General features: G+C 43.0%; 15 protein-coding genes. 3 read left to right on the forward strand and 12 right to left on the reverse strand.

The features are described 5' to 3' along the window. Positions 1-15 precede the first annotated feature (15 nt). The 7 genes from HC175_RS02395 to HC175_RS02425 form a co-directional block, all read right to left on the reverse strand. Positions 16-894: a ComEA family DNA-binding protein gene (locus tag HC175_RS02395; RefSeq protein ID WP_168136901.1), complete on the reverse strand. Its 879-nt coding sequence runs from the start codon at positions 892-894 to the stop codon at positions 16-18. A 15-nt stretch (positions 895-909) separates the two neighbouring features. Continuing rightward, positions 910-2,994: an amino acid carrier protein gene (locus HC175_RS02400; protein WP_168136902.1), complete on the reverse strand. Its 2,085-nt coding sequence runs from the start codon at positions 2,992-2,994 to the stop codon at positions 910-912. Between the two features lie 133 nt (positions 2,995-3,127). Beyond that, a complete protein-coding gene (locus tag HC175_RS02405; RefSeq protein ID WP_168136903.1) occupies positions 3,128-3,358 on the reverse strand; it encodes a PspC domain-containing protein in 231 nt (76 codons plus the stop codon). Positions 3,359-3,370: 12 nt separating this feature from the next. After that, a complete protein-coding gene (locus tag HC175_RS02410) occupies positions 3,371-4,657 on the reverse strand; it encodes a DUF2851 family protein (RefSeq protein ID WP_168136904.1) in 1,287 nt (428 codons plus the stop codon). Between the two features lie 78 nt (positions 4,658-4,735). Next, the gene (locus HC175_RS02415) at positions 4,736-5,437 is read right to left on the reverse strand and encodes an SGNH/GDSL hydrolase family protein (RefSeq protein ID WP_168136905.1); all 702 of its coding nucleotides are present in this window, start codon (positions 5,435-5,437) and stop codon (positions 4,736-4,738) included. 171 nt (positions 5,438-5,608) lie between these two features. Continuing rightward, the gene (locus HC175_RS02420) at positions 5,609-6,589 is read right to left on the reverse strand and encodes a PLP-dependent cysteine synthase family protein (protein WP_168136906.1); all 981 of its coding nucleotides are present in this window, start codon (positions 6,587-6,589) and stop codon (positions 5,609-5,611) included. 91 nt (positions 6,590-6,680) lie between these two features. After that, the gene (locus tag HC175_RS02425; RefSeq protein ID WP_168136907.1) at positions 6,681-7,916 is read right to left on the reverse strand and encodes an ABC transporter permease; all 1,236 of its coding nucleotides are present in this window, start codon (positions 7,914-7,916) and stop codon (positions 6,681-6,683) included. A gap of 8 nt (positions 7,917-7,924) precedes the next feature. Here HC175_RS02425 and HC175_RS02430 point away from each other — a divergent pair, with 8 nt between their 5' ends. Beyond that, on the forward strand, positions 7,925-9,160 hold the full coding sequence (locus HC175_RS02430) for an exo-beta-N-acetylmuramidase NamZ family protein (RefSeq protein ID WP_168136908.1): 1,236 nt from the start codon (positions 7,925-7,927) through the stop codon (positions 9,158-9,160). A 24-nt stretch (positions 9,161-9,184) separates the two neighbouring features. Here HC175_RS02430 and HC175_RS02435 read toward each other — a convergent pair whose 3' ends face one another. Together HC175_RS02435 and HC175_RS02440 are read right to left on the reverse strand one after the other, a co-directional pair. Continuing rightward, entirely contained in the window at positions 9,185-9,556 is a 372-nt protein-coding gene (locus HC175_RS02435; RefSeq protein ID WP_168136909.1) for a four helix bundle protein, read from the reverse strand. 74 nt (positions 9,557-9,630) lie between these two features. Further along, positions 9,631-10,122, reverse strand: coding sequence for a YkgJ family cysteine cluster protein (locus tag HC175_RS02440; RefSeq protein ID WP_168136910.1), 492 nt, complete (start codon positions 10,120-10,122; stop codon positions 9,631-9,633). A 35-nt stretch (positions 10,123-10,157) separates the two neighbouring features. Between HC175_RS02440 and HC175_RS02445 the strand changes: the two genes are divergently transcribed. Then, a complete protein-coding gene (locus HC175_RS02445; protein WP_168137131.1) occupies positions 10,158-10,877 on the forward strand; it encodes a class I SAM-dependent methyltransferase in 720 nt (239 codons plus the stop codon). A 4-nt stretch (positions 10,878-10,881) separates the two neighbouring features. Continuing rightward, positions 10,882-11,655 (forward strand): hypothetical protein, encoded by a 774-nt coding sequence (locus HC175_RS02450; RefSeq protein ID WP_168136911.1) that lies wholly within the window; start codon positions 10,882-10,884, stop codon positions 11,653-11,655. Between the two features lie 173 nt (positions 11,656-11,828). Here the strand turns inward: HC175_RS02450 and HC175_RS02455 are convergent, their stop codons facing one another. The 3 genes from HC175_RS02455 to HC175_RS02465 form a co-directional block, all read right to left on the reverse strand. Further along, positions 11,829-13,466, reverse strand: a complete 1,638-nt coding sequence (locus HC175_RS02455) for an amidohydrolase (protein WP_168137132.1) — start codon at positions 13,464-13,466, stop codon at positions 11,829-11,831. Between the two features lie 77 nt (positions 13,467-13,543). Further along, entirely contained in the window at positions 13,544-14,677 is a 1,134-nt protein-coding gene (locus HC175_RS02460) for a hypothetical protein (RefSeq protein ID WP_168136912.1), read from the reverse strand. A gap of 208 nt (positions 14,678-14,885) precedes the next feature. Further along, positions 14,886-16,601, reverse strand: a complete 1,716-nt coding sequence (locus tag HC175_RS02465) for a TonB-dependent receptor (RefSeq protein ID WP_168136913.1) — start codon at positions 16,599-16,601, stop codon at positions 14,886-14,888. Positions 16,602-16,621 lie beyond the last annotated feature (20 nt).

Consider the following 16,621-nt stretch of genomic DNA (forward strand, 5'->3'; position numbering starts at 1 on the left):
GGAAGTGCGAAAAACCTAGTTTTTCTGGTCGATTGTCAAATATAAATTAATTCTGTCTAATTTCTCGACCGGAAAATTCTTAATCTGTTGCAGGTCCTCGAAATTCGTGATCTCTCCTGCTTCTTCCCTGTATTTCACTATGGCCCGGGCCTGCTCATAATTAAAATATGGCAGTTCAACCAGCTGCATTACAGTAGCCGTATTTATGTCTAGTCGTTCTTTGGAAGGTTCTTTCACCTCAAACCTCTGCAGCACTCTTTCAATTACCTCAGGAGAGAGTCCGTAAACATCGCGGAGCTGAGCCTCACCTCTAAAATTCCCCAGTACGTTTCTATAGTTAATGATCCTGCCTGATAGCTTTTCTCCAATGCCGTTCACCTTTCTGAGATCTTCAGCCGTAGCGGTATTTAAGTCGGCTTTTGGAAGAGGTGCCGAAAATGCCCTTTTTGACACCTTATTTTCTCCGGAAGTATTTCTCCGAAAATCGGGAAATTGAAAGGCAGGGGAGATTTTCCTAAGCAGACTATCTGAAATTCCTGTCACCTTCTGAAATTCTTCCGCAGAATTGATCCAGAGATCCCGACTGCGAAAATCATGTAACCTGTCGATCTCCTCAACAGACATCCCCAGTAGGTATCCCTTATGATCTGAAATGAAATTGGGATTAAAGGGTCTTAAAGCAGCAGTATCCCCGAGCTTCGCAACCTCCTTTAAAGAATCAACCGAGCGCTGCATTTGCTCTACCAGCTCCTCTGTTTTCCTGTCTTGAGTTGCTTCCGAAGAAACAGGGAAAAAGAAATACACAAGCTGTAACAGAATGATGACAGCCACCAAAACAAAAATCCCATTCTGCTGACTTCTAGTGAAAGCAAAATGGGATTTCAGATTTTTCATATTTTGTAAGAGCGCTTAAGAAGCCTTTTTCACTCTTTCTCTTTCTGGCTTTCGGAAAAGTTCCCCAGCCTTCAGCTTTCTCCTGTAGGCATCAAGATCCTTTTTCACCTCACCACTCATAATATACAGTCCAATGATGTTAGGGAATGACATTGCAAGGATCATCATATCTGAAAAATCCAGAACTGCTCCCAAACTTACAGAGGCACCTACTACGACGAAGAAAAGGAAAAGCGACTTATAAACAACTTCTGTCTTCTTGCTTTTTCCAAAAAGATAGGTCCATGCGCGCATTCCGTAATAAGACCATGAGATCATAGTTGAGAAGGCGAAAAGGAATACTGCTGTCGCTAAAACATATGGGAACCAGGAGATCACACTTCCAAAAGCACTGGATGTCAACTCAACACCTCCTACTCCTTCTACTTCGTGCATTCCTGTAAAGATCAAAACAAGTGCGGTAAGAGTACAAACTACAACGGTATCAATAAAGGGCTCGAGCAATGCTACAAAACCTTCAGATGGTGGGTTATGAGTCTTGGCAGCACTGTGTGCGATAGCAGCAGAACCTACCCCGGCTTCATTAGAAAAAGCAGCTCTTTGGAAACCTACAATCAAGACCCCAATTACACCACCTTTTAAAGCACTCGGACTAAAAGCTCCGTCCCAGATCGCTGAAAATGCAGGCCCAATATTTTCGATGTTAACTCCAATAACGATCAAAGCTCCAAGAATGTAAATCCCTGCCATTACCGGCACGATCTTTCCTGTAACTTTCGCAATACTGGAGATCCCTCCAATGATCACGATTCCCACAAGCACCGCTACAATGAGTCCGAAGATAAATCCATTCCCTACAAGAATAGGAAATTCTCCAGCCAGGATCACGAAGGATTGATTGGCCTGGAACATGTTTCCTCCACCAAAAGAGGCTCCAATGGCAAGAATCGCAAAGAATACCGCCAGGAATTTACCTAATCCCTTTTGGCCTCTCTTCTCAAGACCATATCTGAGGTAATTCATAGGCCCTCCAAATAAAAGACCTTCACTGTTAATAAAACGATATTTTACACCTAGAGTACATTCCACGAATTTGGAAGACATTCCAAGAAGACCGGCAATGATCATCCAAAAGGTCGCACCTGCACCTCCCAGGGAGATCGCAACGGCCACCCCGGCTATATTTCCAAGACCTACGGTTCCAGAAACCGCTGTTGCCAGGGCCTGGAAATGCGTTACCTGGCCAGGCGCATTAGGGTCATCATATTTTCCCTTTGCAAGTTGCAAGGCATGTTTGAATCCACGTATGTTGATAAAGCCCATTCTTACCGTAAAGAACAAAGCTCCCAGTACCAGCCATATTACAATAAATGGGATATCCTTTTGCTGGAAATCCCCATTGGGGTGAGTAAGCGCCACAGGATTATCATAATCGATTGCCGCAAGATACTGCGCCCCCTGCTCGATGACATGTTCCTTATTTTCTGAATTATAGATCACGCCACCCTCCTGAACAAGATATCTAAGGGTACCACTTGCATTGGCATAGGCTGTAATATTTTCACCATCTTTAGAAACAACGGCAATGGCTTCCCCTTCTTCCACTTCAGTACCTTCGGGCTGCAGCCATTGGGCCAGGACGAACTTTCCATCTACATTTGCCTCCCAATCTGGTGCAGGAACTCTCCTGAAATCTGCATAAACTACAGGATCGTAAATACCTATTGCCGAGAATGGATCCCAGAAAAGAATACTTCCCATACTTGCAACTATAGGTGCAAACGTGCCATTGAAATGTTCTGTGATTTCCTTAGCAGGTACCTTATAATTCTTTTCGAGCTCGTTTCCGGCAGCATCTGTAATCATGACCGAATAATCCATCCCTTCCACAAGACCTTCGGCCCGGGGAGAATCAAGAGGAGTGCTCTGGCTGGACCATTTGTACTGGTAAGGAGGTGTTCCTCCCTGTACATCGAGCTCAACAAAGCCATCATTTATTTCCTTGGTAGGATTTTGAACATTAGCGTCTACCTGCAGCTCCTGGCCATAGGTAGTAAGAATAAAAGCAGAAAAAAAGAATGAAAGTAAGGACTTTCTCATATAAAAATTTTAGAATAGTAATTGGAATTTTCGGCGAAGCAAGATGCTAAAAATATTAACGTTTTCAAATTTTATCGAGTTAAAAAGCAAATAAAACGTTAATCCAACAGCGGTTTTGACGGGCAAGCACACCTTAGAGATCAAAAACCGAGGTTCGCTTAGAGTAGATCATGTCTTTGAACTTCAAAAGAAAAGCCAGCGTGAGATAAATGGCGAAACCAATTCCAAAAGTTGCAAAAGAGAGGTAAATAAAAAACAGTCTTACGTTCTTGGCTCTCATTCCCAGCTTATCGGCAAACCTGGAGGAGACATAAAATCCATGCCTTTCAAAAAAGTTCCTTATCTCGTTGATAAATTTTTGCATGTTGCGAAGATATTAAATCTGAGGCTCTTTCTGAAGGATCTTAAGTCCTACAGCGCACCTGAGGCATGCATTTTTATCGCAGTACTCATTTTTTAGCTGCAGCAATGCCTGCGATTCTAATGCTGTTTCAGCACACCCGGGTCTAAGTGTCCGGAATTTGTTAATGATCTGGTTCTCTTCGGGAGCAAGCGCCGCAATAACTCCCAGAAGTTGATCCATCTCTCCGCCGAGGCTTTTTATGTAGGTAAAATTCAGAGGTACAATAGTATTAATGATCAGGAGATCGAGAAATTTTTTGCTCAGTTTTTTTCTTCTGAAACTGTGGCCACTCCTAAAGGTGTAGTGCGTATTCCAAAAATCATTCAGCTGGACATCAAACAATTCATAAACAGTTTGTGCTTCAGAAATATGCCTGAGGGCAGAAAAAAGAGCTGCGTTTTTATGATAGACCGCGGCAAGCTGAACCAAGCGTATTTCCGGAAAATTATCGGGCCGCAGCCTGAAATATTTTACCGGCAAAACTCCTTTTTGAGAAAGCTTAAATTTTTGACATAAAAAATTGTATTCTGTTTTGAGCTGCAGATAGTAAGCATCTTCATTATGCAGGGTCAAAAGTCCTGCCTGCCCCAATAGTAAAGCCTCCAGCTGAAAAGGGTCGGTTCGCACTTTCCTTATCACTGCAAAAGGAATTGAGGCTGCAATACTAAGAAAGGCCTCCCCATTGACATTAAGACCAAAATTCTTTGCCAGCAACTGGAACAGCACCGCCTCCCAATCTCCTGCCGACTTTCCTAAAAGGGTATTTACAAGGGTGGTTTTTTGTTCCAGTCGCTCCAGGTAAAGGCGCTCCAGCCAGTTTCTAACCAGGAAATCATCAACCTCTCCAAGATCATTCTCGCAGTTGATCCACCTGGATGAATTTCCTGAACACAGCTCGTCATAAGCAACAACTGCTTCAGGCAAAACCAGTTTTTTGATTTCAACCACAGGCAAAGGAGAATTGTCCCTTCTATAGACCTCCACGTCATGCTCCCATACTACATGCAGAATCACATTATCATATGCGGGATCATTTTCGTGCCCGTGCATATACCAGTCTGACGAGCGAAGATGGATCTCAAGATTTCCCGCCCATTCCTGATCTCCTATTAACAGCCGGGCATTGAAAAAATCGGGACCCGAAAGCAGATTATGAGACCCTGGTGAAATTACCTTAACTGCAAGCCCATTGGCGGTTCTAAGTGCCTGATGTTCCAGTTTTTGATACTGCCACAAGTAATGTAAGTAATCCTCCCGCATAAAATAAAAGTATGTAATATACTCATAGCTTTTCTCGCCCCTGGAAATTCTTCTGCGGGATAAATCTTACAAATATTGTTAATCTTTTGGGGCGAGGATGGCTTTCACATCATTAAAGATCAGATCGACCCATTGCTTATACATTTCACCACTGGGATGAAGCCCGTCTTCAGCTACCAGCTCTGGCTCTTCCTTAGCTCTTCTGGAGATGGGTGTAATATTGAAATATTCAATATTATATTCCGAGGCAATCTTTTTAAAGACCTCGTTAAATTCGTCTATTTCCTTCCCAATCTCTTCTTCCCTCGAAGCCCCAAAAGGCGTTGCGCCATAGTCCGGAATACTTACGGCAAATACTCCGGCTGCACCTTCTTCTGAACGCGCAATAGCTCTTTCAAAAATTTCATGCAGGTCTTGCTCGTATGCTGTCAGGCTTTTCCCCTGGTACTGGTTATTCACCCCGATAAGAACGGAAACAAGATCGAATTTCTCATTGTTGAGCTGGTCATCCATGGCCTTCAGGAGATCTTGTGTGGTCCAGCCAGTAGTCGCAATGATCCTGGGATCTTCAATCTTCACATCGGTTTTTCGAAGGCTGTCTACAAGCTGTACCGGCCAACGCATGGCCGGGGCAACGCTTTCTCCAATCGTGTAAGAATCCCCCAGAGCCAGATATCTGAAGGTATCCTCTTCAACCACGGTGATATTCTCAGGCTCGGTTTCTTTGCATCCAGTCATGAGCAGCAGCAAGACCAGGCAAGGCAGTAGCATTTTTTTCATTTCCTACGTTTTTTTGGTTAAGCTAAAATATATCATTCTGAAGCAGCTTTACAAATCTTCAACCCTAAAGGAGAAAAAACAACTACTGCTTTATAGTTCCATAAAAAAAGCCGCTGTAACAAGCGGCTCATTATTTTTAGAATTCTGGAACTTCTGCAACATAGTCCTATGTTACTCAATATACCCCATCTTTCTCATCCAGTCATCATTGAACATTTTCCCCACATACCGGCTTCCGTGATCGTGAAACAGAATAACCACTACATCATCTTTTTTGAAATGCTCCTTGAGCTGAAGTAGACCTTTAATAGCTGCACCTGCACTGTTCCCCAGAAACATTCCTTCCTCCTTTGCAAGCCGTTGGGTATAGATCGCAGCATCTTTATCTGTTACTTTAGTAAACCCATCAATAATGCTGAAGTCCACATTTTTAGGAAGTATATCCTCTCCTATTCCTTCGGTCACGTATGGATAAATTTCTTTTTCATCAAAAACTCCTGTTTCGTGGTATTTCTTAAAGACTGAACCATAAGTATCCACGCCCCATACCTTCACATTTGGATTCTGCTCTTTCAGATATTTTCCAACGCCCGAAATAGTCCCACCGGTACCCACGCCCACTACGAAGTGAGTCACTTTCCCATCGGTCTGTCTCCATATTTCTGGCCCAGTACTTTCGTAATGCGCTTTGGTGTTAGAAAGATTATCATATTGATTCACATACCAGGAATTTGGTGTCTCATCCGAAAGGCGTTTTGAAGTTGAATAATACGACTGGGGATCATCTGGTGCAACATCCGTTGGGCACACCACTACCTCACTGCCTACAGCCCTTAAAATGTCAATTTTTTCCTTGGATTGTTTATCGGCCATAACACAGACCATGCGGTAGCCTTTTACAATGGCTGCCAGTGCAAGACCCATCCCTGTATTTCCTGAAGTTCCCTCAATGATGGTCCCTCCTGGTTTTAAAAGTCCTGCCGCTTCGGCATCTTCGATCATCTTGACGGCCATACGATCCTTTACCGAATTCCCCGGATTAAAGGTCTCATATTTTGCCAGTACCAGAGCATCTATACCTTCAGTCAATTTATTGATCTTGACCAGTGGGGTGTTACCAATAGTACCTAATATATTTTCAGCGTATTCCATATCTCATTTTTGCGGCTGCAAAGGTAAGAAAAAAAGCAGCTTTTAAAAGCGGGCAAAAGAGGTGCCAAAAATGACATTTTTGACACCTCTTCTAGTCGAACTTCATGGCTCTTACAGGAGATATCCTAGTAATGATATAGGAAGGGATGAGCAACATGAGCATGCATAGAACAAGAGTACCCAGGTTCACGGCAGCAATATATTCCCACCCAATGTAAACAGGAGCTTCGGTGACGTAGTAGGTCTCAGGATCGAGAGGAAAAAGCTTCAGATATTTTTGAGCAAATAGTAGTCCGAGGCCAATTAGATTTCCCCAGAAAAGTCCGAGTAAAATGAGATAAGTAGCGTTGTATAGGAAGATCTTCCTTATGGTCCAGTCACTGCTCCCCAGCGCTTTTAGTATCCCTACCATTTGAGTGCGCTCCAGGATAAGTACCAGCAGAGCGGTGATCATGTTGATCCCTGCTACCAGGATCATGATCCCAATGATGAGCGCCACATTAAAATCAAAAAGCGATAACCACTCAAAAATGGAATAATACTGTTGTTTTATGGTTCGGGTGTCAAGGAAAGAACCGGTATTCTCATAGATCTCCTGGCCTTTTTCTTCTACCTCACTGAAATCTTCCAGAAAGACTTCAAAATTTCCTACCTCATCCTTTTCCCAGCGGTTGATTCGCTGAATATGGCGTATATCTGCCAGCATATAAAGCTCATCAAACTCCTGAAAACCGGAGCTGTAAACACCTTTAATAACAAAAGCTCTTATGAGCGGCGTCTTGCTGCTTTCATCTCGCAAGAAGTAAGTAGGAACTTTATCGCCTACTTCCAGGCCTAATCGGGTGGCTGTAAATTTCGAGACAAGCACCTCATCGTTCAGGTTTTTTGAAACATCTGGCAGCTCCCCGGCAATAAGAAATTCCTTAAAGTAATCCCAGTTGTAATCTGTCCCAATCCCTTTGACAATAATCCCTTCAAAATCGGTCTCAGTGCGAATCACTCCTGCCAGGTAAGCCGAGGCCTGCACATGCTTCACACCCTCTACACTGGTGAATTCAGGATAAAAATCCTGATTTTTGGAAATTGGCATAAGAGAAACCTGGGAATTGTTATTGTCATAGCTGGAAATAGTAATATGCCCTGTAAAAGCCGACATTTTTTCCCGTATCTTTTGCTGAAGACCCAGACTTGTTGCAAAAGCTACCAGCATCATGATGACCCCAATAGCAATGGCCACAATAGCTATTTTTATTATAGGGGCCGAAATGCTACTTTTGTGTTGCTTCGCACTAATAAGTCGTTTGGCGATAAAGAATTCCAGATTCAAGAGCAGCTATGAGTTTTAGATTTTTCAAAAGTACATTTTTATTCCTACTTATTAGTGCCGCTGCCTGCGGAAACACCTCGCGCGAAAACAGCAAAACTTCTTCTCAAGAAGACAGCTCTTCGGTACACCAACAGGAGGAGCCCCGGTTAAAATTAGGTGCAGAAAGAACCGACTATTATTTGCCCTTTTTGGAAGGGAAGAAAGTGGGTCTTGTTGGGAATCAAACCAGCATTATTCCCACCGAAAGCGGAAACGTCCATCTGGTTGACACCCTGCTCTCTCTTAAAGTTGATCTACGGAAGGTATTTGCTCCCGAACACGGTTTTCGCGGAACAGCCGACGCCGGGGAGGCAGTTGAGGATGGAAAGGATCCTCGCACCGGGCTCCCTGTGATCTCTCTCTACGGAAACAACAAAAAACCAACCGCAGAACAGCTGAAGGATCTCGACGTTCTCATTTTTGATCTTCAGGATGTGGGAGTTCGCTTCTACACCTATATTTCGACTCTGCACTATATTATGGAAGCAGCTGCAGAAAATGAAATTGAGGTCCTTGTCTTTGACCGCCCTAATCCCAACGGACATTTTATTGACGGACCTGTTCTTGAACCGCAACATCAAAGTTTTGTAGGGATGCATCCTGTTCCTGTGGTGCATGGAATGACGATTGGGGAATATGCAACCATGATCAATGGAGAAAGCTGGTTAAAAAATAAAATTCAGCCTTCATTGCAGGTGATTAAAATGGAAAACTATGACCGCAACGAGCCTTATGAGCTACCGGTAAAACCTTCCCCAAACCTTCCTAATGCAAAGGCTGTAAATCTTTATCCCAGCCTCTGTTTTTTTGAGGGCACCAATGTTAATGCCGGCCGCGGAACCGATAAGCAGTTCCAGGTTTTTGGTTCCCCTTTCCTGCCTAATGACAAATACCTTTTTTCTTATGTCCCTCAATCGAATGAAGGAGCAAAATCCCCTAAGCACCTGGGAAAAACCTGTTATGGTAAAGATCTTTCTAACACCCCTAACCTCGACTTTTTAAATCTTGAATGGCTGATAGAAGCTTATAATCTTACCTCTCGAAAAGAGGAATTTTTCAATTCGTTTTTCACCAAACTCGCCGGAACTAAAAAACTCCAGCACCAAATAGAAAGTAGGATGAGTGCAAAGGAGATTCGTGCGAGCTGGAAGCCGGGGTTAGAGGAATACGCGAAGGTAAGGGAGAAATATTTGCTCTATTATTAAATGTTGCACGTTGCACTGTGCGGGTTAAATCTTCCAGTTCTTCTCAACGTACTTAATGAAGTTATAGATCTTGGCACTAAGGCGATCATATTCATCCTTTAGATATAAATGGTCCTTTACCAATTCAGGATAGAGAACAGTTATCTTTTTTAAGTGGTTTTTGGTCTCATCGCAACTGGAGTGGGCGTAGACTAGAAACTTGATGAAATCAGCTTTGTATCTTTTTCTGCCATACCCTTCGACAATGTTAGAATTTATTCCGTCACAGGACCTTCTTACCTGGCTACCCAGTTCATAAAGCTCATGCCTTGGTAGAGTATGACTGAGGCGATGAGTAGCGTAAAAAAGATCCATGGATTTTTGAGAGATCTCCAGTTGATGATAAGAATCGGCCATAGTTTAAAGGATTATACCTCAATTTACCGCATTCCCATAAAACGCGCAACCTGCAACTTGCAACAAAGAGGCTGCTAAGGCAGCCGCTTTTTCATTTCCTCTACAATATTAAACGCTGCCGGGCAAATTGCAACGTTCTTCATGGTGAGATTTGAGATCTTCTGGAAGTCTTTGCGATTAGTATGAGGAAACTCACTGCAGGCCTTAGGTCGCACATCATAGATGAGGCAGTAATTGTCGGGAGCGAGAAAGGCACAGGGTACTTCCTGCAAGACGTAATCCTTATCTTCATCTATCCTCAGATACTTATCGATGAACTGCTGCGGCTTTAGGCGCAGGTGTCTGGAAATGCGTTCAATATCCTTATTGGTAAAGAGAGGTCCGGTGGTTTTACAGCAGTTAGCACATTTAAGGCAGTCTGTTCTCTGAAATTCCTCCTCATGCAGCTCCTGCATTTGAAGGTCAAGATGCTTTGGTGGCTTTTTTTTAAGCTGAGAGAAAAACTTCTTATTCTCCTTATGTTTATCTTTGGCCCTCTGCGGGAGCCCATCGATCTCTTCCTGCATGGCGCAAAGATAAACAGAACTAGCACGTGAACAAGATAAAAGAGCAGCCAGACATTTTCGGAAAGGCTATTACAGCCTTCTATGAAGCTGGTGACAATGAAGACATTATCGTCCACTCCCCCGATTTTGATGATGATGTAATACCAGTTGCATACCTCTTTAGAAACTTTAAGGAGATGCCAAAACTCGAGCAAAAAGCCTTAACCTCCTGCCGGGGAAAAGTTCTGGATGTTGGGTGCGGGGCGGGCAGTCACACTCTGTACCTTCAGCAGGAAAGAAATTTACCGGTCACTGCAATAGACACTTCTGCCGGCGCAATCAAGATTTGCGAAAAAAGAGGTATTTCTGATGCGAGGAATATAGCTTTCGAAGAGCTTTCCGAAGAAAAATTTGATACCATTCTGCTGCTCATGAATGGTACTGGCATTGTAGGTAAAATGAGATTTTTAGATGATTTTTTTCAGCAGCTAAAAAACCTTTTGGCTCAAGATGGGCAGGTGCTAATAGACTCTTCCGATCTTATCTATCTTTTTGATGCAGATGAAGATGGCGGAGTATGGGTAGATTCTTCCCAGGGTTATTACGGGGAACTCAACTATCAACTGAGCTATAAAGGGGAAACATCAGATAATTTTCCCTGGCTTTATCTTGATTTCGATTCCTTATATTTAGCAGCAGGTAAGAATGGTTTTTCATGTGAGCTGCTCTTTGAAGGAGAACATTATGACTACCTCGCACAACTTAAATTAAAATAGTACGATGACATTTTCTTCGGGAATTAGATTTTTTAGCTGGCTGATTATTGTTTTACTTTTTGCAGGATGTTCTGTAGACGAGGCTGAAGATTCCTCGTCATCTCATAGAAACGACCTGGTGCTGGGAGCATCGGCCAGGGATTTTCTAAGCGATGAAAAATTCACTTCTCTGGAGGTCGAGATCGTGTACGTGACAGGATCTGAACCAACTTCTGAAGCGATTGTTAGCCTCCAAAAATTCCTCGGAAAATATCTCAATAAGCCAAACGGAATTTCGATAAAAACCCGTGCCATACCTTCACCGAACCTTGGCACTTACTCCATCGACGAGATCGTAAAGATTGAAAAAGAGAACAGAACTGTTTTCTCCAATGATGAAAAATTGGGCACTTACATCTTCTTTGCCGATGAAAAAAGTACCGACAGCAATTCGCAACGAAGAATAATAGGGAAAGCTTACTTGAACACCTCTATGGTGATCTTTGAAAAGGAAATACGGGAAATGGCGAGTTCTGGCACCCAAAGCGAAATCCAGACCACTGCATTACACCACGAGTTTGGCCATCTTTTTGGGCTGGTGAACAATGGTACAACTGCCCAGACGCCTCACGTAGATCCCGATCCCAAGAAAAAAGCGCACTGCAACGTGGAAGGCTGCCTTATGAATGCTGAAATTGAATTTGGCACCTCGCCTTTTAGCTTCCTGGAAAACGGACAGCATGTTCTGGACTTTGATGACCAGTGCAAGCTGGACCTTAGAGCCAACGGAGGAAAATAGATCCTTTTCCTGCACAAAGATCTGTTGCTCTTTTCTGATTCCTACAACTACTTTTCACTGGTAATTATTTAAAAAAAATACTCCTCAAAAATGACATTTTTGAGGAGTATTTTTTTCTGAGGCTTTAAAACTTAGCTGCGAAAATTTGCAGGCTCAGTTTAAATTGGCACGTCCTACTTCACACTACTGTAAACGCGCTTACCTCCCAGATATGTGGCATTAGCTTTGAGGTTTGGGATCTCCGTTTCGGGGATCTCCATGATGTTTTTATCGAGGATCACGAAATCGGCAAACTTACCTGCTTCTATAGACCCTTTTTCCTGCTCCTCAAAGTTGCTGTATGCGGCCCAGATAGTCATTCCCTTTAAAGCTTCCTCTCTTGAGAGTGCCTGTTCCATATAATAACCTTCAGCAGGATAATTTTCAACATCCTTTCGGCTTATGGCCGCGTAAAAGGTTAAAAACGGACTTACTTTTTCCACTGGGAAATCTGTTCCTAATGCAATTATTCCGGCCTCTTCCAGCAACTTCTTGTAGGCATAAGCACCTTTTTCCCTTTCGGCACCCAACCTCTGTTGCGCCCAGTACATGTCACTGGTAGCATGAGTAGGCTGGACAGAAGGAATAATATTTTTACTGAAGTACCTGACGTCTTCTGGAGCGATAACCTGAGAATGTTCTACTTTCCAACGGCGATCTCCAGCCTCGGCCAGCAGGGAATCATAAGTCCTAAGAACCACAACGTTTGCTGAATCTCCAATGGCATGCGTATTCATCTGGTAAGGCGAATTTGCTATTCGTGCAGCAGTAGCCTTAAAATCGGCAACAGAAGAAAGCAGCGCACCATAATGATCATGTTTATCTGAATAAGATTCTTTTAAGGCTGCACCCCTTGAACCTAGAGCTCCATCTGCGTAGAACTTGACAGATCTCACATTAAGCTTATCCGTTTTCAAGGGTTGCTTCGGAAGATAATAATCCAGATTCTCCTTTGTATTGCTGATCATCGCATAAATACGCACGTCTAGTGCTCCCGCCTGCTGAAGGCTGTCAATCAATTCGATGGTTTCCCGATCAAGGCCGGCATCATTCACCGTAGTTAATCCATACTGAAATACCTCTTTTTGAGCATCCTGTAAAGCCGCCACCTGATCCTGAATACTGGTCTTTGGCACAGCATTCTCTACCAGTGCCATGGGATTATCGATAAGAATTCCGGTCAGTTTCCCATCCTTTACCTCGATCTCTCCACCCTCGGCAGGTGTCTCTGCAGTGATCCCTGCAGCATCAAGAGCAGCCTGGTTGGCAAGGATGGCGTGACCGTCAATACGCGTAATAGCTACGGGTGTATTTGGGAATAGCAGATCTAGGGTGTCCTTGACCGGGAATTCTTTTACTTCCCAATCGTTTTGATCCCAACCCCGGCCTACTACAAAATCTGTATTCTTTTCCTTCTGAAATTCAGTAATGCGATTTACTACCTCTTTAAAGCTGGTAGTTCCGGTAAGGTCAACTGCCTGCATGTTTGTTCCCAGACCATAAAAATGGGCATGAGCATCAATTAGTCCCGGAAGAACGCTTTTCCCCCCGGCATCCAGAACTTCAGCAGCATTAAATTTTTCCTGAAGCTCCTGTGCAGTCCCCACAGCTATAAATTTACCGTCCTTTACAGCAAAGGCTTCAGCAATTGAAAATTCCTTATCTACAGTGTAAACTTTGGCGTTGATCACTAAAAGATCTGCTTCTTCTTTATTGTCACAGGCGAAAAACATTCCGCAGGTAAGGAGTAAAAAAAGTATTTTTTTGGTCATGGTCTTATAATTTGCGTAAAAATAGAAAATGCGCTCCAAAGAGGAGCGCATTACTTTTTATTTGTATTAATCGGGTTTTAGAACCAGCTCATAATCGCATTTCCGATGGCCTGGCGAATGTCCGGGTTTGCTCCCGCAGCAAGCGCAATTGAGATAAACAGACCTATCATGGCGTAAGAGAAGTCTTTGAAAATCATCCTTCCTGCTTTTTTGCGGTGTTTTTTACCTTTCTTGGTACGTGAAAGGCTTACCGCAATTTCTCTACCTCCAATAACTCCAAGGAATACCCAGGTGGTGGACATGGGTACTGTACTAATAAAAAGTTTGTAGATCAACAGGATGACATAAGTAGCATCAACAAGAGTGGCAGCCCTTACATCGGATATCCTCGCTTTTTCGCTCACAACTTCCTGAATCTTATCTCCTCTTAAATAAAAAAGCAGACCCAACCCAGCGAAAATAGTAAAGGCAAAAATTATGAACTGAAAGAGGTCGAGTTGTCTTGGTAAGAAAACAGCAATATTAGCTCCATCCTGCATCACCCACACTCCCCAAAGAGTACCGCTCACGATCCATTGAACTATATTCCAGCTCTTGTTAAATTTTCGGCTTTTAAAATATTTCTTTATTGCGTTGTACGACAGATACCACACCAGGAAAGAAAGAACAAAAGCCATGATGTATCCGGTCCAGGATTTCCAAACTACGGAAGTAATTCCTGAAGTATCGGCACTAAAAACACTTAAAATAAGAAAGGTTGTAGACACCGGCATCTTTAACCTGGTAAGGATAAGCAGTACAAGCGGTGCAATGATCTGGAAAAAACTGAAATTTTCGGGGTGCGGATATTTAGTGGTGCCTTCTGCACTTAGAAGGCGTCTATAGGTAACGTCTCCGTCAAATTCGACCCAGCTATAGGTCACCACCGCAAGAAAGATGATCCCTATAAACAGCCACATCACCCACCACTTCCGGTTCTTGTTGCTTTCAATAAAGGTTCCGAGAGATTGAATACTATCGTTAGCCACAGTTGCATAAGCAGCGAAAAAGAATCCGAGCCACATTCCGGCCTGGCCATAACCAGTAAGGATACCTGCCAGTACAAGACCAATGATTACTATGGCAAGAAATGTCTTTTCCTGAACCATAAAGTCTAGGACGTTCAGGTAGGGCCTGTTTCGCTTCGTCCGTTTAAATTTAGTTTTTGCCATTTTCTAAAAAAAGAAAGTTAAAAATATTAAAAGTGCTGAAAAATACACTTTTCCTTGGTTTTTTTCGAGCTGCAATATTACATACTTCCATAAGAACCTATTTTTATATCAATGTTATCTAATTGTTAAGGATGCATTAAACCTCCTTTTCGAAAATAAAAAAGGTCGGTTTATCTAAACCGACCTCCTGTAACTTTCTCAGAATCACTTATCTTCCGAAATCGAATTTATAAGTTGCCCCGGCCATTACCTGTAACCCAAGTACAGGGTAGTTCTTCCACTTTTCATAATTGTTACCCAGCAAATTATTACCACGGGCAAAGATTGAAAGCCTGTCATTGAACCTGTAACCCAGCCTGGCATTAAGATCAAGGTAAGAATCCAGATCTGCAACTGAGGCAAATCTAACTGATTCTCCTCCAGTTCTGTCTACAAACATATTGGCATCCTTTCGTTCTCCTACAAGAAAGAGATCGGCCCCGGCAGACCATTTTGAGGTTATCTGCCAGTCGAGCATTGCATTGGCTTCAAAATCTGGAAGATTCCACGCCTCCTGCTGCTCATCGGTATCATAAACAAAAAAGCTGGCATTAAGCCTCAGGTTCAAGTTGCGGCGTACGTCTACATTCAGTTCACCAAAGACGGAAACCGTATTGACCCGGTCATATACAACTTCGAAGGAATTCTCATAGCTATAATCCTCTCCCCCATAATATGGATTCGACCTGAACAAGGGTTTGGCATCTTCAGCCACGTAATTCGCACGAATATTATAACCTATGCTATTGGATAGTTTCCCTTTAGCACCTACATAGGCATCATATTGCCTGTCTGTAGGTCGAACTTCCAGGGTAGGTGAAACAAAAGGATTTCGCTGTACAAAATCGTAGTAACTATTCTGTCGCAGTTCCCCTTCCAGCCCTGCATATCCTATAAAGTAATCTCCCGCCATTCGATAGCTCGCTTTCACCTGCGGGTAAACATAAATTCCGCCATCTCCGTTATCTGAATCATAGTTGTAGAAAATAGCAGCCCCAAGATTCAGGGTTAGATCATCTCTAAGAACAAGCAGGCTGGATTGTAATCCTGCATTCATGCTGCTGTAGCTAATGGGATCATCTGAATAAAAACCTCTGTCAAAATCCCCTTTTACATAATCAAAGATCAGATTGGTGTGAAAAAGTTCTCCGCCAATAGGCAATTCCAGAGTGGGTTTTATTTTCACCCTGTGTTCTGCAGAACCATGATCATCTCCAAAGTATCTGTATCTGGCTTCGGCCCTGTCGAAGAAGGATTTGTCCCAGTTCACCTCACCACCGGTAAATACGCTATAGTAATTGTGTTGTGGATCTATCTCTGGCAACTGGATCCCGATGAAATTTGGCACTCCATACCAGTTGTATTGCTGATGCTCTGCTCCAAAATCCAGGTTCCAGATAAGGTCACGATTCCTTGAAGAATAGTTCAGATTGAGTTCGGTATCATAATAATGATCGTCATAAACTACATCATCTATCCCTCCCTGGGCCGAGTTGTGGTTTAGAAATATTCCGAAGTTATCTGTACGGGTGACTTCAATATTGCTGTAGAATTCTGCAAGGGCACTTGTATAGGTTCCAAAACCCAGAGTAATGTAATTATCATAAAGCTTTGGTGGCCTTTGCCTTTCTACCGTGGTTGCTCTTCCCTTAGCTGGTGAAAAGGTGGAAGCTACCGGCACAGAAAAAATGCTATACACCACAGGCCTTTTTGCGAGGTTTAGAGAATCTGTGATCTTAGGTGTTTCTTTGATCTTAGCGGCATCACTTACGGTAGGGGTATAGGGCTTTACCACCTCAACAGTTTCACTTCCTAAATCCTGAGCGAAGGTGTAGCCGGTAAAAATTAAAAATATAAAGATTGTACTTAATGAATTGATTTTCATGAGAAGGCTTATTAAGTATT

Source organism: Salinimicrobium oceani (genome assembly GCF_012037645.1).